Source organism: Bradyrhizobium sp. ERR14 (genome assembly GCF_014198235.1).
Taxonomy (GTDB): domain Bacteria; phylum Pseudomonadota; class Alphaproteobacteria; order Rhizobiales; family Xanthobacteraceae; genus Bradyrhizobium.
This window is the reverse complement of sequence record NZ_JACIHD010000009.1, coordinates 28,613-44,121: the sequence shown is the minus strand read 5'-3', so window position 1 is coordinate 44,121 and position 15,509 is coordinate 28,613. Positions and strand designations below refer to the sequence as shown.

Genomic DNA, 15,509 nt, shown 5'->3' with positions numbered 1-15,509 from the left:
CCTTTGCCCACCCTACGAGAGCTCGCTACGCGCCTTCGACGCCCGCCTCGTCCGGTGTGAAATCATACACCGAGCTGCAGAACTCGCAGGTGACGACGACCTTGTCGTCCTTGACCATGGCGGCGCGGTCGTCGGGTGAGAAGCTCTTCAGCATCGCGGCGACCGCATCGCGCGAGCAGGAGCATTGCGCCTTGAGGACCATCGGATTGAACACGCGCACGCCGCGCTCGTGAAACAGGCGGAACAGCAGCCGCTCGCCGGAGAGCTCGGGATCGATCAGCTCGACGTCCTCGACGGTCTCGATCAGCGAACGCGCCTCGACCCAGGCGTCGTCCTCCGCGACGCTGTGCACCTCGACGCCATCAGGGGCATCGCCGGGATGCAGATCGGCCTGCCGCGCGCGCTCCGCCGCCTTGGGCAGAAACTGCATCAGCATGCCGCCGGCGCGCCAGCGATGCTTGCCGCCGTCGTTGGAGCGCCATTCCTCGCCAACCGCGAGGCGCACGCGCGTCGGGATCTGCTCGGAGCGCAGGAAATATTCGTGGGCGGCGTCTTCGAGGCTGCCGCCGTCGAGCGCGACCAGACCCTGGTAGCGACTCATGTCGGGGCCCTGGTCGATGGTCATGGCGAGATGGCCGCGGCCGAGCAGCGTGCCGGAATCTTTGGTATCGCCGAGACGCGCGGCATCGAAGCGCGCATAGGCCCGCAGGCGATCCGGCGCCATGTAGTCGACGACCAGGAACGACACCGGGCCGTCGGTCTGGGCCTGCAGGATGAAGCGCCCCTCGAATTTCAGCGCCGAGCCGAGCAGCGTCGTCAGCACGATGGCCTCGCCGAGCAGCTTGCCGACCGGCGCGGGGTAATCGTGCTTGGTCAGGATCTCGTCGAGCGCCGGGCCAAGCCGCACCAGGCGCCCGCGCACGTCGAGCGCGTCGACCTCGTAGGGCAACACGGCGTCATCGATCGGAACCGCTGATGGCGCGCGAACCGGGCCTTCGGGGCCGGCTTTCATCTGAGGGGATTGGGAAACCATGGGTCGTTATCTGGGGTCGGTCGGTGGGAAATGGAAGGGGCGCGGGGTGGTGGGTTCGGGGGCGATAAGGTTGCACAACGTTGCGGCAAATTCGATGTCGTCCCCGACAAGCGTAAGCGCAGCTCCGGGGCCCATAACCACAGGATGCGGTTTGGCGAAGACCGCTCGCCTCCGCCAGCCCGCCACAAGAGAGATTCCGCGGTATGGGTCCCTGCGTTCGCAGGGACGACAGTTGTGTGTGAGGCGGCCGTCGGGCTTGCAGCGCCCTTACTTCACCGCATCGAAGCACCAGGCCAGAATGCCCTTCTGCGCGTGCAGGCGGTTTTCGGCCTCGTCGAACACGACCGATTGCGGACCGTCGATCACGTCGTCGGTGACCTCCTCGCCGCGATGGGCGGGCAGGCAGTGCATGAACAGCGCATCGGGCTTGGCCAGCGACATCAGCTTGCCGTTGACCTGATAGGGCTTGAGCACGTTGTGGCGGTGCTCGCCTTCCTTGTCGCCCATCGACACCCAGGTGTCGGTGACGACACAGTCGGCGCCGCGCACGGCGGCTTCCGGATCGGTGCCGAGCATGATCGGCGCGCCGGTCGCCTTGATGAAGTCGCGCATCACTTTTTTCGGCGCGAGCTCCGGCGGCGTTGCGACATTGAGCTGGAACTTGAAGCGCTCGGCGGCGTGAGCCCAGGACGCCAGCACATTATTGTCGTCGCCGGTCCAGGCCACCGTCTTGCCCTCGATCGGGCCGCGATGCTCCTCATAGGTCATGAGATCGGCCATCACCTGGCAGGGGTGCGAGCGCCGCGTCAGGCCGTTGATGACGGGCACCGTCGCGTTGGCCGCAAGCTCCAGCAGCGCGTCATGGTTGAGGATACGGATCATGATGGCATCGACATAGCGCGACAGCACGCGCGCGGTGTCGGCGATGGTCTCACCGCGGCCGAGCTGCATCTCGGCACCGGTGAGCATGATGGGCTCGCCGCCGAGCTGACGCATCGCGACGTCGAACGACACGCGTGTCCGGGTCGACGGGCGCTCGAAGATCATTGCCAGTGTCTTGCCTTCGAGCGGCCGCACCGGCTGCTGCGCCTTCTGCTTCGCCTTCATGGCGGAGGACGCCGCGAGCATGGTCTTGAGCTCCGACAGCGGCAGCTCGTTGATATCCAGGAAGTGCTTCGGGGACTTGCTCATCAGCTTGCCGCCCGCTTGGTCTGGCTGGACGAGATCGCGGCGCAGGCGCGCTCTAACCGCCCGACGCTGTCCTCGATCTCGGCTTCGGTCACGATCAGCGGTGGCAGGAAACGCACGACATTGTCGCCGGCCCCGACCGTGAGCAGTTTTTCATTGCGCAGCGCCGCGACGAGATCGCCGGAGGGCACCACGGCCTTGATGCCGATCAGGAGGCCCTCGCCGCGCACTTCGCTGACGACATCGCCATGACGGTCGATCACGGCGGCGAGCTTCTGCTTCAGCAGCAGCGACATCTTCTGCACGTGGTCGAAGAAGCCGGGCTTGAGCATGACGTCGAGCACCGCATTGGCCGCGGAGATCGCCAGCGGATTGCCGCCGAAGGTCGAGCCATGCGAGCCGGGCCCCATGCCGGCTGCCGCATCCGCGGTCGCCAGCACAGCGCCGATCGGGAAGCCGCCGCCGAGCGCCTTTGCCAGCGACATCACGTCAGGCGTGACGCCGGTGCGCCGATAGGCGAACAGATCGCCGCTGCGGCCCATGCCGGTCTGCACCTCGTCGAAGGCGAGCAGCAGGCCCTTCTCGTCGCAGAGCTGGCGCAACGCCTTGAGGAAGGTCGGCGTTGCCGAGCGCACGCCGCCCTCGCCCTGGATCGGCTCGATCAGGATGCCGGCGGTGTGCGGGCCGATCGCCTTCTTGACGGCCTCGATATCGCCATGCGGCACCTGGTCGAAGCCTTCCATGGGCGGACCGAAGCCTTCGAGATATTTTGCAGAGCCGGTCGCGGCCAGCGTTGCCAGCGTGCGGCCGTGGAAGGCGCCTTCGAAGGTGATGATGCGATAACGTTCCGGATGCCCCTTGGAGAAGTGATGATGGCGGACCAGCTTGATCACACCTTCCAGCGCTTCGGCGCCCGAATTGCAGAAGAACACGAAGTCGGCAAAGCTTTCGTTGCAAAGCCGGCTCGCGAGCTTCTCGCCGTCCGGGCTCTGGAACAGGTTCGACATGTGCGAGAGCTTGGTCGCCTGCTCCTGCAGCGCCTTGATCAGATGCGGGTGGCAATGGCCGAGCGCATTCACTGCCACGCCCGAGGTGAAATCGAGATAGCGATCGCCATTGGTCGCGATCAGCCAGCAGCCTTCGCCGCGCTCGAAGCCGAGGTCGGCTCTGGCGAAAACGGGGAGCAAATGCGGCGCTGCGCTGTTAGTCATGATGTCACTTGAATGTTGCGGACGGTGTGACGCGTGCATTGCGCAACGCACCATCGACCGGCCCGGAAAACGAAACGTGCCGCCTTTTAAGGGCGGCACGCGGGACTATCTTATGCTTGGCAAGACGGGTGTCAATGCCGCCCGGAAAGCCTCAGGAAACGCTGAATCCGTAGTCTTGCGGTGCCGATTTTGCGGGTTTTCACCACGGAACATGTGGAAGCGAGTCGGCGGACTCTTGCGCGGGAGTCACGCCATATTGTAGCGTTTGGATTGTCAGATACGACATCTCGTGCAGCGGTTCTGATCCCAAGAGTCCTCTTGTACCGGCGTAAACGTTCGGGCGTCAGTCACGCGCCCGGCGAGCCTTAAGGGATTCTGACGGCACGGGTTTTTGAAGGCTTAGGCAATCGCTGCGAGGCCCCAGGATGGCTGGCGCGTAGCGAGGGAAAGGGTGCAATGACGGTTTTGACCTGGTCCGACGATCGCGTCGAGCAGCTGAAAAAGCTCTGGGAGGCCGGACTTTCGGCCAGCCAGATCGCAGCTGAGCTCGGCAATGTGACCCGCAATGCCGTGATCGGCAAAGTGCACAGGCTGGGTCTGTCCGGCCGCGCCAAGAGCCCTTCATCGGCAGCGCCCCGGCCGCGCAAGGCGCGTCCCGCGCAGCACATGATGCGGGTGACCCGCCCCATCGCGCGCGGCAACACCGCGCTGGCGCAGGCCTTCGAGGTCGAGGTGGAGGCTGAACCCGTCACCTACGACAACGTGGTGCCGATGGGCCAGCGGCTGTCGCTGCTTGAGCTGAACGAGGCGACCTGCCACTGGCCGGTCGGCGATCCCTCGAGCCCGGATTTCTTCTTCTGCGGCGGCAAGGCACTGTCCGGCCTGCCCTACTGCGCCCAGCACTCGCGCGTGGCGTATCAGCCGGCGGCGGATCGCCGGCGCGCGCCGGCGAAGCCGGGTCCGCGCTGAGTTCGCGGAATTCTCTGATCGCCAAGACGGCAGCCGTCACACGATGACGGCTCAACCAACTCGGTGTCATCCCCGCGAACGCGGGGATCCATAACCACAAGGCGCAGTTGTCGCGCGAGATGGTCACTCCGGGTATTCGCCAAACCACTGCCTGTGGTTATGGGTCCCTGCTTTCGCAGGGACGACGCCGGAGAATGCGGCGGCAGCCCGCCAAAGCCAACGCCAGCAAACCTTACGTCTGCTCCGCCTTCGCGAAGCGGTCGTCGAGCGCGTAGCCGGCGCCGCGGACGGTGCGGATCGGGTCCTGCTCGCGGCCGAGATTGAGCAGCTTGCGCAAGCGGCCGATATGGACGTCGACAGTGCGCTCGTCGATGTAGATGTCGCGACCCCAGACGCTGTCGAGCAGCTGCTCGCGCGAGAACACGCGGCCGGGATGCTCCAGGAAGAACTCCAGCAGGCGATATTCGGTCGGGCCGAGATCGATCGGCCGGCCCGAGCGCGCCACGCGGCGCTTGTCGCGGTCGAGCTCGATGTCGCCATAGGCCAGCACCGTCGCGAGCCGCTCAGGACTGGCGCGCCGCAGCAGGCCCTTCACGCGCGCCAAAAGCTCCGGCACCGAGAACGGCTTGACGATGTAGTCGTCGGCGCCGGTCGCAAGTCCCCGCACCCGCTCGCTCTCCTCGCCGCGCGCGGTGAGCATGATGATCGGGAGCTGCTTGGTGTCGGGCCGGGTGCGCAGGCGGCGGCACAGCTCGATGCCCGACAGGCCCGGCAGCATCCAGTCGAGCACGATCAGGTCCGGGATGTGCTCCTTGAGGCGGGTGTCGGCGTCGTCGCCGCGCATGACCGTCTCGACGTCATAGCCGTCGCCTTCGAGGTTGTAGCGAAGCAGCTCGGTTAGAGCTTCCTCGTCCTCAACCACCATAATGCGTGCGCCCATCGGGTCGTCGCTCCTTCAAGTCTTCAGGTATTCGGGACCGTCGTGGCGAAGGTGGTCATGTCGCCCTTCGGCCGCTTGTCGGTGATCGCCTGGCCTTCGATCATGTAGAACACGGTCTCGGCGATGTTGGTGGCGTGGTCGCCGATCCGCTCGATGTTCTTGGCGCAGAACATCAGATGGATGCAGAACGAGATGTTGCGCGGATCCTCCATCATGTAGGTGAGGAGCTCGCGGAACAGCGAGGTGCAGATCGCGTCGACCTCCTCGTCGCCCTTCCACACCGCCATCGCCGCCGGCAGGTCATGCGCGGCATAGGCGTCCAGCACCGACTTGACCTGCTGCTGCACGAGGTCGGTCATGTGCTCCAGGCCGCGGAACAGCTTCAGCGGATGGAAGTCGGTCTCCAGCGCGGCGACGCGCTTGCCCATGTTCTTGGCGAGATCGCCGATGCGCTCGAGGTCGGTCGCAACGCGCATGGCGCCGACGATCTCGCGCAGATCCACCGCCATCGGCTGCCGGCGGGCGATGGTGAGCACCGCGCGTTCCTCGATGCGCTTCTGCAGCGCGTCGAGCTCGGCGTCGATGGTGACGACGCGCTGGCCGAGCGCGACGTCGCGGCGGATCAGCGCGTCGACGGAATCGACGATCATGCGCTCGGCGATGCCGCCCATCTCGGCGACCAGGCGGGTGAGCTCCTGGAGGTCGGTGTCGAAAGCCTTTGCGGTATGTTCAGTACCCATGTCGCGTCTCCTCAGCCGAACCGGCCGGTGATGTAATCCTGCGTGCGCCGGTCGCTCGGCGACGTGAAGATCTTGCTGGTGTCGTCGAACTCGATCAGCTCGCCGAGATACATGAAGGCGGTCTTGTCGGAGACGCGCGCCGCCTGCTGCATGTTGTGGGTGACGATCGCGATCGTGTAGTTCTCGGACAGTTCCTGGATCAGCTCCTCGACCTTGGCGGTCGAGATCGGATCGAGCGCCGAGCAGGGCTCGTCGAACAAAATCACTTCAGGACGCACCGCGACGGTGCGGGCGATGCACAGGCGCTGCTGCTGGCCGCCGGAGAGCGACAGGCCGGAGGCGTTGAGCTTGTCCTTGACCTCGTTCCACAGCGCGCCGCCGCGCAGTGCCTTCTCGACGCGGTCGTCCATCTCGGACTTCGAGATCTTCTCGTAGAGGCGGATGCCGAAGGCGATGTTCTCGTAGATCGTCATCGGGAACGGCGTCGGCTTCTGGAACACCATGCCGACCCGGGCGCGCAGCAGATTGAGGTCGAGCCTGGGGTCGAGGACGTTGGTCTGGTCCAGCATGAGCTGGCCGGTGGCGCGCTGGCCCGGATAGAGGTCGTACATCCGGTTGAAGATGCGCAGCAGGGTCGACTTGCCGCAGCCCGACGGGCCGATGAAGGCCGTGACCCGGTTGGCACCCAGCGTCAGGTTGATGTTCTTCAGCGCATGGTGCTCGCCGTAATAGAAATTGAGATTGCGCACCGTCACCTTGGCCGGGGCTTCCGGCAGCGGCTGCGAGGCCAGATGAGCGTTGGAACTCATGGATACGGACAGGTCGGTCATTTTGCAGTCCTCTCGGCGCCGAGGATGCGCGCGCCAATGTTCAGGGCAAGCACGGTGAGCGTGATCAGCAGCGCGCCGCTCCAGGCGAGCTGCTTCCAATAGGCGTAGGGGCTCTGGACGAAGTTGTTGATGGTAACCGGCAGGTTGGCCATCGTCTTGTTCAGGCCGAGGCTGAAGAACTGGTTCGACAGCGCGGTGAAGAGCAGCGGCGCGGTCTCGCCGGCGACGCGGGCGGTGGCGAGCAGCACGCCGGTGATGAGGCCCGACCGGGCCGCACGATAGGCGATACGCTTGATCACCAGCGAGCGCGGCAGGCCGAGCGCCGAGGCCGCCTCGCGCAGGGGATTCGGCACCAGCAGCAGCATGTCCTCGGTGGTGCGCAGCACGACCGGGATCACGATGACGGCGAGCGCGAGCGCGCCCGCGATCGCGGAGAAGCCACGCATCGGCACCACCACCGCGCCATAGATGAACAGGCCGATGATGATCGAGGGCGCCGAGAGCAGGATGTCGTTGATGAAGCGGATCACCGAGGTCAGCTTGTCGTTGCGGCCGTATTCGGCAAGGTAGGTGCCGGCGAACAGGCCGAGCGGCGCGCCGATGCCGACGCCGATCAACGTCATGATGATCGAACCGACGATCGCGTTGCGCAGGCCGCCTTCGGTCGAACCGGGAGGCGGCGTATCCGCGACGAATATCTGAAGATTGAGGCCGGCCAGGCCGTTGAAGAGCAGCGTGACCAGGATCAGCGCGAGCCAGGTGACGCCGAAGGCGGCCGCGGCGAAGCAGAGCCCGCGGATGACGATGTCCTTGCGGCGACGACGCGAATAGATCGGATTGAGCGCCATGACGTTACTTCCCCGCCTTCTTGTCCAGCCGCATCAGCATCAGCCGCGCTGCGGCCAGCACGAAGAACGTCAGCACGAACAGCAAGAGGCCGAGCAGGATCAGGCCGGACTGGTGCAGGCCGTCGCTCTCGGCGAACTCGGATGCGATCGCCGCCGAGATCGTGGTGCCCGGCGCGAAGATCGATGAGGAGATGCGGAACGAATTGCCGATGATGAAGGTCACCGCCATGGTCTCGCCGAGCGCGCGGCCCAGCGCCAGCATGACGCCGCCGATGATGCCGACGCGGGTGTAGGGGATCACCACGCTGCGGACGACTTCCCAGGTGGTGCAGCCGACGCCGTAGGCGGCCTCCTTCAGCACCGGCGGCACCGTCTTGAACACGTCGACCGAGATCGAGGTGATGAAGGGCAGCACCATGATGGCGAGGATCAGCGCGGCGTTGAACGTGCTGAGATAGGACGGCGGACCTGCGAAGATCGCACCCAGCACGGGCACGCCGTCGAAGATCCTGATCATGAAGGGCTGGAAGGTGTTGGCCAGGAACGGGCCCAGCACGAAGAAGCCCCACATGCCGTAGATGATCGAGGGAATGCCGGCGAGCAGCTCGATCGCCATGCCGATCGGGCGGCGCAGCCATTGCGGGCAGAGCTCGGTGAGGAAGATCGCGATGCCGAGACCGACGGGAATGGCGATCAGCATCGCGATGAAGGAGGTGACGAGCGTGCCATACATCGGCCCGAGCGCGCCGAGCACGGGCGGATCGGCCGACGGCGCCCAGCGCTGCGTCCACAGGAAGGAGAAGCCGTATTCCTTCATCGCCGGGAACGCGCCGACGATCAGCGAGACGATGATGCCACCGAGAATGAGGAGCACCGAGATCGCGGACAGCCGCGTGATCCAGTAGAAGGTGACGTCGCCGAGCTTGAACGCGCTCAAGGCCTTGGCGCGGTCATACGGTCCGGCGTCGTCGATTACATCGCTCTGAACGGCCATTTCTGCCACGCCGATCCCCTGTGCCCGATAATATACGCTTGTTGTCAGTCTTTTTGTCGGTCTCGCGCTCCGGACACGGCGCGCGCCGATCCGGAGCGGAAGTCTTGTAGTCCCGGCCCTCGCGGAGCGGCACACTGGACGATGCTTCGTATCGCCAGGGCCGCGCCGCGTCCGGGACGCGAGAGCCCTACTTAGCTCTTGATCTCGGCAGCCCAGGTCTTCTCGATCAGGGTCACGACGCCTTCGGGCATCGGGATGTAGTCGAGCTCTTCAGCCGCCTTGCCGCCGCTCTTGAAGGCCCAGCGGAAGAACTTGATGGCTTCCTGCGAGGCCGCCTTGTCGGTGGCGTCCTTGTGCATGAGGATGAAGGTCGCCGCCGTGATCGGCCAGGACTTCTCGCCGGGCTGGTCGGTCAGGATGACGTAGTAGCCGGGCGCCTTGGCCCAGTCGGCGTTGGAGGCGGCCGCCTGGAAGGCTTCGACGGTCGGCTGCACCGGCTTGCCGGCCTTGTTGACGAGACCGGTGTAGGTCAGCTTGTTCTGCTTGGCATAGGCGTACTCGACATAGCCGATCGAGTTCTTGGTCTGGCTGATGTTGCCCGACACGCCTTCATTGCCCTTGGCGCCGACGCCGACCGGCCACTCGACCGCGGTGCCCTCACCGACCTTGCTCTTCCAGTCCGCGCTGGCCTTGGAGAGGTAGTTGGTGAAGTTGAAGGTGGTGCCCGAACCGTCCGAGCGGCGCACCACGGTGATGGCGTCCGAGGGCAGCTTCACGTTCGGATTGAGCTTCTTGATCGCGGCGTCGTCCCACTTGGTGATCTTGCCGAGATAGATGCTGGCGAGCGTCTCGCCGTCGAACACCATCTCGCCGGGCTTCACGCCCTCGAGGTTGACGACGGGGACGATGGCGCCCATCACCATCGGCCACTGGACGAGGCCGTCCTTCTCGAGCTGCTCGGCCTTGAGCGGCGCGTCGCTGGCGCCGAAGGTCACGGTCTTGGCCTGGATCTGCTTGATGCCGCCGCCGGAGCCGATCGACTGGTAGTTCAGACCGTTGCCGGTCTCCTTCTTGTAGGCGTCAGCCCATTTGGAATAGATCGGGAACGGGAAGGTGGCACCGGCACCCGTGATGTCGGCAGCGAAGGCCACCGTCGTCGATGCGGCGAGCAAGCCGGCAGCGACCATGGTTTTGATGAAATTCATGCTGGTCTCCATACAGGGGAGCGAAGCGCCAACCGCGCCCGATCGCGCTCCCCGCGCCGCCCCTTTAGGAGCGGTCGGCTGTGCTTTTACGAAGGTTTCGTGACAGTCGGATGACACACTCAAGCGATTGAAATCGCTGGAGTTTCAGGCTTAAACTAAAGTCTTAGCCTGGGGAAAACAGGCGGTGAAAGTGGCACCCTGACGGGGCACGCTTTCGATCAAAAGCCGGCCGCGATGGCGGTTAAGAATATGTTTCACCAGCGATAATCCGAGCCCGGTGCCGCCCTGCGAGCGACTGTCGCCGACGTCGACCCGGTAGAACCGCTCGGTCAGCCGCGGCAGGTGCTCGGGCGCGATGCCTGGGCCGAAATCGCGGACCATGATCCGGATTTCCTGAGTTCCATCAGTGGCTGCGGCTGAGGTCAGCGACACGATGACGCGTCCGCCGGAGGCACCGTATTTAAGCGCGTTCTCGATCAAATTCTCGAACAGGCGGAGCAGCTCCTCGCGGTCGCCCGCGATCATCACCGGTCCCTCGGGCAGATGGATCTCGACCTCGACCTGACGCTCGCGCGCCAGCGGCTCGAGCCCGTCGGCGACCTGGCGGATGATCGGCAGCAGGTCGACCAGGGTGTCGGGCCGCACATGGGCCGACAGCTCGACCCGCGACAGCGACAGCAGATCGTCGATCAGGCGCGCCATGCGGGTGGCCTGGTTGTGCATGATGCCGAGGAAGCGCTCGCGCGCCTTGGGATCGTCCTTGGCCTGGCCCTGCAGCGTGTCGATGAAGCCCGACAGCGCGGCCAGCGGCGTGCGCAGCTCGTGGCTGGCATTGGCGACGAAGTCGGCCCGCATCTCCTCGACCCGGCGCAGCGGCGTCTGGTCGTGGAAGGTCATCAGCATGCATTTGTCGGCGCCGCCGAAGCTGGTCGGCACCGGCACCGGCGTGATCATGAGCTCCAGCCAGCGGTCGACCGGGACGTGGTCGAGATAGGTGGCGCGCCGCGGCTCGGTGGTCGCGATCGCCTCGCGCAGCGCGGTGATGATCTCCGGCGAGCGCAGCGCGAACTGGGCCAGCTCGTTCCGGCGCAGCGCCGGTGCGAGCTGGGCGGCGGCGGCATTGAGGTGGATGACGCGGCCGGCGCGGTCGAGCAGCACCGCGGGATCCGGCATGCCGGCGACGACGGCGGCCACCGCCGCGCTCTCGACCGGGTTGATGCGCCTGACGTCGTCGCGCGAGGCGGCTGGATCGTGCAGCCGCCACGGGATCAGCGCGGCCGCCGCGATACAGAGGAACACGATCGCGGCGTGCAGCGCCGACAAGTCGCCGAGCGAGACGACGACGGACAGCGCCAGCGCCGCGGCGATCAGGATCACGGTCGAATGCCGCAGCCGGTCGGACCAGGGCTGCGCGGAGGGAGAAGATGGGGCGTCGATCGCCATCGGGGCGGACTTCTCCTGGGGCTTGTCTGAAGGCCTGTCAAATAAGGCTTGGCGCCGTCAGGCACCGCTGTCGCTGCGCTCTCTCACATAAGCGGCTTCACGCGCCGGGCCGGGGTCGAGCTTGAGCGCCGCCTGCTGCAAGCGCTTCGATCGTGCGCCGATGATAACTTCGCGAAACGTCAGCAAGATTACAGATATGACGAAGGGCGACAGATAATAGAGGACGCGGAACAGCAGCATGCCGCCCAGAAGTTCCTCGCGATCCATCTGCCAGAGACCGACCAGCATGGCGGCATCGAACACCCCGAGCCCGCCGGGCGAGTGGCTGGCGAAGCCGAGCAGGGTGGCCGAGACGAAGATCACCGCGACCACCACGAAGCCGAGATTGGGCTCGTCCGGGACCAGCACGTACATCGCGAGCGCGCAGAAGCCGAGATCGACGATGCCGATCGCGATCTGGAGCAGCGTCAGCGGGCCGCCCGGCAGCACCACGGTCCAGGGCCCGCGGCCGACCACGCGCGGCTGGGTCCAGACCCAGACCACGTAGCCGACCAGCCCGACGATGATCATCAGCGCCAGCGTCCGGTTCAGCCATGGCGGCAGCTGGTCGATCGAGGCGGCGGCCTCCGGATGATAGGAGATGCCGAGGCCGAGCACGGCGGCATTGCCGAGCCAGAAGGTCAGGCCGGCGAGGAAGCAGATCTTCGCGACGTCGATCGCGTTCAGCCCGTAGGCCGAATAGATGCGATAGCGCACCGCGCCGCCGGTGAAGACGGATGCGCCGACATTGTGGCCGATCGAATAGCTGGTGAAGGCCGCGAGCGCGTTGATGCGATAGGGCACATGGGCATGGCCGATCGCGCGCACGGCGAACAGGTCGTAGAAGGTCAGGGTGAAATAGCCCGCGGTGACGAACAGCGCCGCCATCGCGATCTGGGTCGGCTCGGTGCTCTTGATCGCTTCGAGGACTTCGTTGAAATCGATGCCTCGCAACATGTGGTAGAGCACATAGCAAGCGATGCCGATGACCGCGACGCTGATCACAACGCCAAGCTTATGCAGGACTTGCTTCTGGCGCAGAAACGACGTCGCCCTGCGTATGGCTTCCAGCATCTAGACCTCGAACAACGCTTCAGCGGCCAGGGTGGCCGGCGAACAGGCGGACGACGCACTGGCACTCAACGAACCCTCGCCGCCGGCTCCGGTATCGCGCATGCCCCCTGCCCCTCCACTAGCGCGTTTTGGGACGAAGTGGAATTCGCCAATTCGAACAAAAACACGTGCATTCAATATTTTAGGCAGGGTTGCGGGCTCCTGATGCACGGTTTGGCGCCTTCGGCGGCAGGACTTGAGGCGAATCTCCATGGCGATCCTGCGCAGGTGCCATGAAGTTTTGATGATTTCGGCCGCACAATGTTCCTTCACGCCTTAAGCCGACGTCAATCTATGGACCGCGCCCGCCTGTTGAAAGAGGGGGCAATCCCGGCGTCCGTCCGACGGGTTGTCCGATGCGCCGGAAGGTCGCGGGCCCCGGGCGCAGCCTCAAGGCGCGGTCAAATAGCCGCGGCCATGGGCTGCGGCCTGATCCTCGAAGATCGCCATGGCCGTGGTCATCCGCCTGAAACCCAGGCGTTCATAAAACCCTTCCTTGCCCGGGACGGCGTAGAGGATGATCTTGCGATGGCCGCGGCAACGCACAAGCAAACGCTCGATAATGTCGCGGCCGAGACCTCGCCCCTGGCGGTCCGGGTGCACGGCGATATCACAGAGATAGGCGCAGTCGCGGCCGTCAGCCAGGACGCGTCCCGCAGCCACGATGCGACCATCCTCATTGGCGAAGGCGCGAAACATGCTGTTGCCGAACACCAGCGCGAGATCGGCCGGCGCCTTGTTGCCGAGCGGCGCGATGCGATAGAGATCGGATAGCTCATCCCAGTCGATCCCGGCGAGATCGTCGGCCCAGACAATCGACATCGCGAAGGCCTCCCCGGCTCAGTGCCGCGCGGCGGTGACGGCAGCGACGATTTCGTCGCCGTCCGGAAAATGTCCTTTGCTGCGGCTGGCGACGATCCGGTCGCCGAGCTTGACCTGGAAAACGCCGCCCTTGCCGGGGACGAGATCCGCTTCCAGCCCTAGCTGCCGGCGCAACGCCGCGGCCGCCTCCTTGGCACGCTTCTCGTATCCGCACGGCCGGCAATAGATGATGGTTACCTCGGACATCTCGTCCTCCTTCAGGCCGCAAGCTGGGGACGCACCGCTTCAATGCCGGCGATCCAGCCGGCAACGGAACGGCCGATCGCGTCGGGGTGATCCTCCTGGAGGTAATGCCTGCCAGGCCCGAGGCGGACGAGCGCGCAGTGCTGCAGCGAGGCCGCAAAGGTCTCGGCAAATTCGGGAGCGACGACGGCCCCCGGCTCCCCTGCGAACAGCAGCTTCGGATATGCAGACGCCTTGAGCGACGCATGAGCCGATTGCAGCGCTTCATAGACATCGGCGGGTTCGCCGGCGATCGGCAATTCCCGAGGGAATGCAAGAACGGGACGGCGGCTGTCCGGCGTCGGAAAGGGCGCGCGATACGGCTCCATCTCGTCGTCGCTCAGGGTGCGCATGATGCCGCCGGGCAGCACGCGTTCGACGAAGGCGTTCGCCTCCAGGATCATGGCCTCTCCCTCGCTTTGCGTCCTGAATTTGCGGAAAGCCTGGCGCGCGGGTTCGGCCTGGTGGAAATCCTGCCAGGTCGGCATCGGCCGGATGAACTCCATGAAGGCGAGCCCGCGCACGAAGGCCGGCCGGCGCGCCGCGAGATGAAATGCGAGCGCCGTGCCCCAATCCTGCGCAACGAGATAGGCCGAGGTGAGGCCGAGCTCGTCGATCAACGCGTCGAGATAGCGGACATGGTCGAAGAAGCGGTAGGCGATGTCGGGCTTGCCGGACCGGCCGAAACCGATGAGATCGGGCGCGATGCAACGCGCCACAGGCGCCACCAGCTGCAGGATGTTTCGCCAGATGTACGACGACGTCGGATTGCCGTGAAGGAAGAGCGCGACCGGCGCATCCTGCGTGCCTGTGTCGCGATAGGCCATCGTGCTTCCCAGCACGGAGGCGCTGCGGATCTGGATCTCGGAATGCTGGCTCATGTCGGCTCCTTGAAGACGGTCTTGAATGCGATGGTCTTGAAGCGCTCGAGCGCCTTGGGCGTGCGGTCGACCTTCATGCGCAGGATCGCGCCCTGCCAGGACGCGAGCAGGAAATCGGCAAGCTCCTCGGGCTCGAATTCGGAATCGATCTCGCCGCTTCTCTGCGCCTCGCTGATGCAGGCGGCGAAGGGCATGCGCCATTCGGCGAAAATTTCGGCAAGGCGGGTGCGCAGCATCTCGCTGCTGCCGGCCGCCTCCAGGCTGAGATCGCCGATCAGGCAGCCGCGTCCGTAGCCGTCGGCTTCGAGCCGGCCGGTGATGATGTCGAGATAGCGTTTGAGCCGCGCCCGCGGGGTCAGGGAGGCGTCTTCAAGGGCCTCCGCGACCAATCCCTTCGTGATCTCGAAATAGCGATCGAGCACCTCCGAGGCGAACGCTTCCTTGGAGCGAAAATGATTGGTGAAGGACCCCTGCGGGGCGCCTGCCGCAGTAGTGACATCGCGCACGCTGGTGCCGTGATAGCCGGTCCGGAACATGACCTTGAGACCGGCGTCGAGGATGGCGTCTTTGAGCGAGGGCTTGGGCATGGAGGAATAATACGCACGTACGTATTATTGTCAAGCGGAGCGTTTGACGTCTCTCTCGACGACGTGTCCGAACAGAAAGGGGGCTTCAGCCGGTCCGCATGCTCCGCGCCACCACGCGGTCGCGCAGCCAGGCGCCGATGGTGCAGCCGACCAGGTAGCAGGCGAACATGATCAGGCCGAGATCGAGCCAGTAGCCGAAGCGGCCGGGGACGATGTGTGCGAACGAGGCCGCGACCAGGGCGGCAGCAAGCGCGGCGAGCCAGCGCGCCGTCACCTTCGAGGTGCCGTTGCCGCGCTGGACCACCGAGATCCAGCCCATGCAAAAGCCCAGCAGCAGCGAGCCGATCAGCCAGCCCAGATGGAACGAGACGAGATAGGGCATCG

At 65.4% G+C, this 15,509-nt stretch carries 17 protein-coding genes; 1 reads left to right on the top strand and 16 read right to left on the bottom strand.

Features of this window, described 5'->3' with window-relative positions; genetic code table 11:
- Nucleotides 1-25: 25 nt before the first annotated feature.
- The 3 genes from GGD62_RS24125 to GGD62_RS24115 all read right to left on the bottom strand — a co-directional run bounded on the left by GGD62_RS24125 (nucleotide 26) and on the right by GGD62_RS24115 (nucleotide 3,432).
- Nucleotides 26-1,033 carry an Hsp33 family molecular chaperone gene (locus GGD62_RS24125; protein WP_018316917.1) on the bottom strand — a complete coding sequence of 336 codons (1,008 nt, stop codon included), beginning with the start codon at nucleotides 1,031-1,033 and terminating at the stop codon, nucleotides 26-28.
- A 267-nt stretch (nucleotides 1,034-1,300) separates the two neighbouring features.
- A complete protein-coding gene (argF, locus tag GGD62_RS24120) occupies nucleotides 1,301-2,224 on the bottom strand; it encodes an ornithine carbamoyltransferase (RefSeq protein WP_179739976.1) in 924 nt (307 codons plus the stop codon).
- Nucleotides 2,224-3,432, bottom strand: coding sequence for an aspartate aminotransferase family protein (locus tag GGD62_RS24115; protein WP_183710568.1), 1,209 nt, complete (start codon nucleotides 3,430-3,432; stop codon nucleotides 2,224-2,226). The genes argF and GGD62_RS24115 overlap by 1 nt, the downstream gene beginning before the upstream one ends.
- 456 nt (nucleotides 3,433-3,888) lie before the next feature.
- Here GGD62_RS24115 and GGD62_RS24110 point away from each other — a divergent pair, with 456 nt between their 5' ends.
- Nucleotides 3,889-4,401, top strand: coding sequence for a GcrA family cell cycle regulator (locus tag GGD62_RS24110; protein WP_018316914.1), 513 nt, complete (start codon nucleotides 3,889-3,891; stop codon nucleotides 4,399-4,401).
- Nucleotides 4,402-4,633: 232 nt separating this feature from the next.
- Here GGD62_RS24110 and phoB read toward each other — a convergent pair whose 3' ends face one another.
- The 13 genes from phoB to GGD62_RS24045 form a co-directional block, all read right to left on the bottom strand.
- Nucleotides 4,634-5,341, bottom strand: a complete 708-nt coding sequence (gene phoB, locus GGD62_RS24105; RefSeq protein WP_018316913.1) for a phosphate regulon transcriptional regulator PhoB — start codon at nucleotides 5,339-5,341, stop codon at nucleotides 4,634-4,636.
- Between the two features lie 23 nt (nucleotides 5,342-5,364).
- On the bottom strand, nucleotides 5,365-6,081 hold the full coding sequence (phoU, locus tag GGD62_RS24100; protein ID WP_018316912.1) for a phosphate signaling complex protein PhoU: 717 nt from the start codon (nucleotides 6,079-6,081) through the stop codon (nucleotides 5,365-5,367).
- A gap of 11 nt (nucleotides 6,082-6,092) precedes the next feature.
- Nucleotides 6,093-6,911 (bottom strand): phosphate ABC transporter ATP-binding protein PstB, encoded by an 819-nt coding sequence (pstB, locus tag GGD62_RS24095; RefSeq protein ID WP_018316911.1) that lies wholly within the window; start codon nucleotides 6,909-6,911, stop codon nucleotides 6,093-6,095.
- On the bottom strand, nucleotides 6,908-7,759 hold the full coding sequence (gene pstA / locus GGD62_RS24090) for a phosphate ABC transporter permease PstA (RefSeq protein ID WP_018316910.1): 852 nt from the start codon (nucleotides 7,757-7,759) through the stop codon (nucleotides 6,908-6,910). The genes pstB and pstA overlap by 4 nt, the downstream gene beginning before the upstream one ends.
- A gap of 4 nt (nucleotides 7,760-7,763) precedes the next feature.
- Nucleotides 7,764-8,753: a phosphate ABC transporter permease subunit PstC gene (gene pstC, locus GGD62_RS24085; RefSeq protein WP_026201750.1), complete on the bottom strand. Its 990-nt coding sequence runs from the start codon at nucleotides 8,751-8,753 to the stop codon at nucleotides 7,764-7,766.
- A 191-nt stretch (nucleotides 8,754-8,944) separates the two neighbouring features.
- On the bottom strand, nucleotides 8,945-9,958 hold the full coding sequence (gene pstS / locus GGD62_RS24080; RefSeq protein WP_179739972.1) for a phosphate ABC transporter substrate-binding protein PstS: 1,014 nt from the start codon (nucleotides 9,956-9,958) through the stop codon (nucleotides 8,945-8,947).
- A 150-nt stretch (nucleotides 9,959-10,108) separates the two neighbouring features.
- Nucleotides 10,109-11,401 carry an ATP-binding protein gene (locus tag GGD62_RS24075; protein ID WP_018316907.1) on the bottom strand — a complete coding sequence of 431 codons (1,293 nt, stop codon included), beginning with the start codon at nucleotides 11,399-11,401 and terminating at the stop codon, nucleotides 10,109-10,111.
- A 57-nt stretch (nucleotides 11,402-11,458) separates the two neighbouring features.
- The gene (locus tag GGD62_RS24070) at nucleotides 11,459-12,514 is read right to left on the bottom strand and encodes a lysylphosphatidylglycerol synthase domain-containing protein (protein ID WP_018316906.1); all 1,056 of its coding nucleotides are present in this window, start codon (nucleotides 12,512-12,514) and stop codon (nucleotides 11,459-11,461) included.
- A 429-nt stretch (nucleotides 12,515-12,943) separates the two neighbouring features.
- Nucleotides 12,944-13,375 carry a GNAT family N-acetyltransferase gene (locus GGD62_RS24065; RefSeq protein ID WP_183710566.1) on the bottom strand — a complete coding sequence of 144 codons (432 nt, stop codon included), beginning with the start codon at nucleotides 13,373-13,375 and terminating at the stop codon, nucleotides 12,944-12,946.
- Nucleotides 13,376-13,393: 18 nt separating this feature from the next.
- Nucleotides 13,394-13,621 (bottom strand): SelT/SelW/SelH family protein, encoded by a 228-nt coding sequence (locus GGD62_RS24060; RefSeq protein WP_018316904.1) that lies wholly within the window; start codon nucleotides 13,619-13,621, stop codon nucleotides 13,394-13,396.
- Between the two features lie 11 nt (nucleotides 13,622-13,632).
- Nucleotides 13,633-14,538, bottom strand: coding sequence for a haloalkane dehalogenase (locus tag GGD62_RS24055; protein WP_179739966.1), 906 nt, complete (start codon nucleotides 14,536-14,538; stop codon nucleotides 13,633-13,635).
- Nucleotides 14,535-15,125, bottom strand: a complete 591-nt coding sequence (locus GGD62_RS24050) for a TetR/AcrR family transcriptional regulator (protein WP_018316903.1) — start codon at nucleotides 15,123-15,125, stop codon at nucleotides 14,535-14,537. The genes GGD62_RS24055 and GGD62_RS24050 overlap by 4 nt, the downstream gene beginning before the upstream one ends.
- Nucleotides 15,126-15,210: 85 nt before the next feature.
- Nucleotides 15,211-15,507 (bottom strand): hypothetical protein, encoded by a 297-nt coding sequence (locus tag GGD62_RS24045; protein ID WP_179739962.1) that lies wholly within the window; start codon nucleotides 15,505-15,507, stop codon nucleotides 15,211-15,213.
- Nucleotides 15,508-15,509 lie beyond the last annotated feature (2 nt).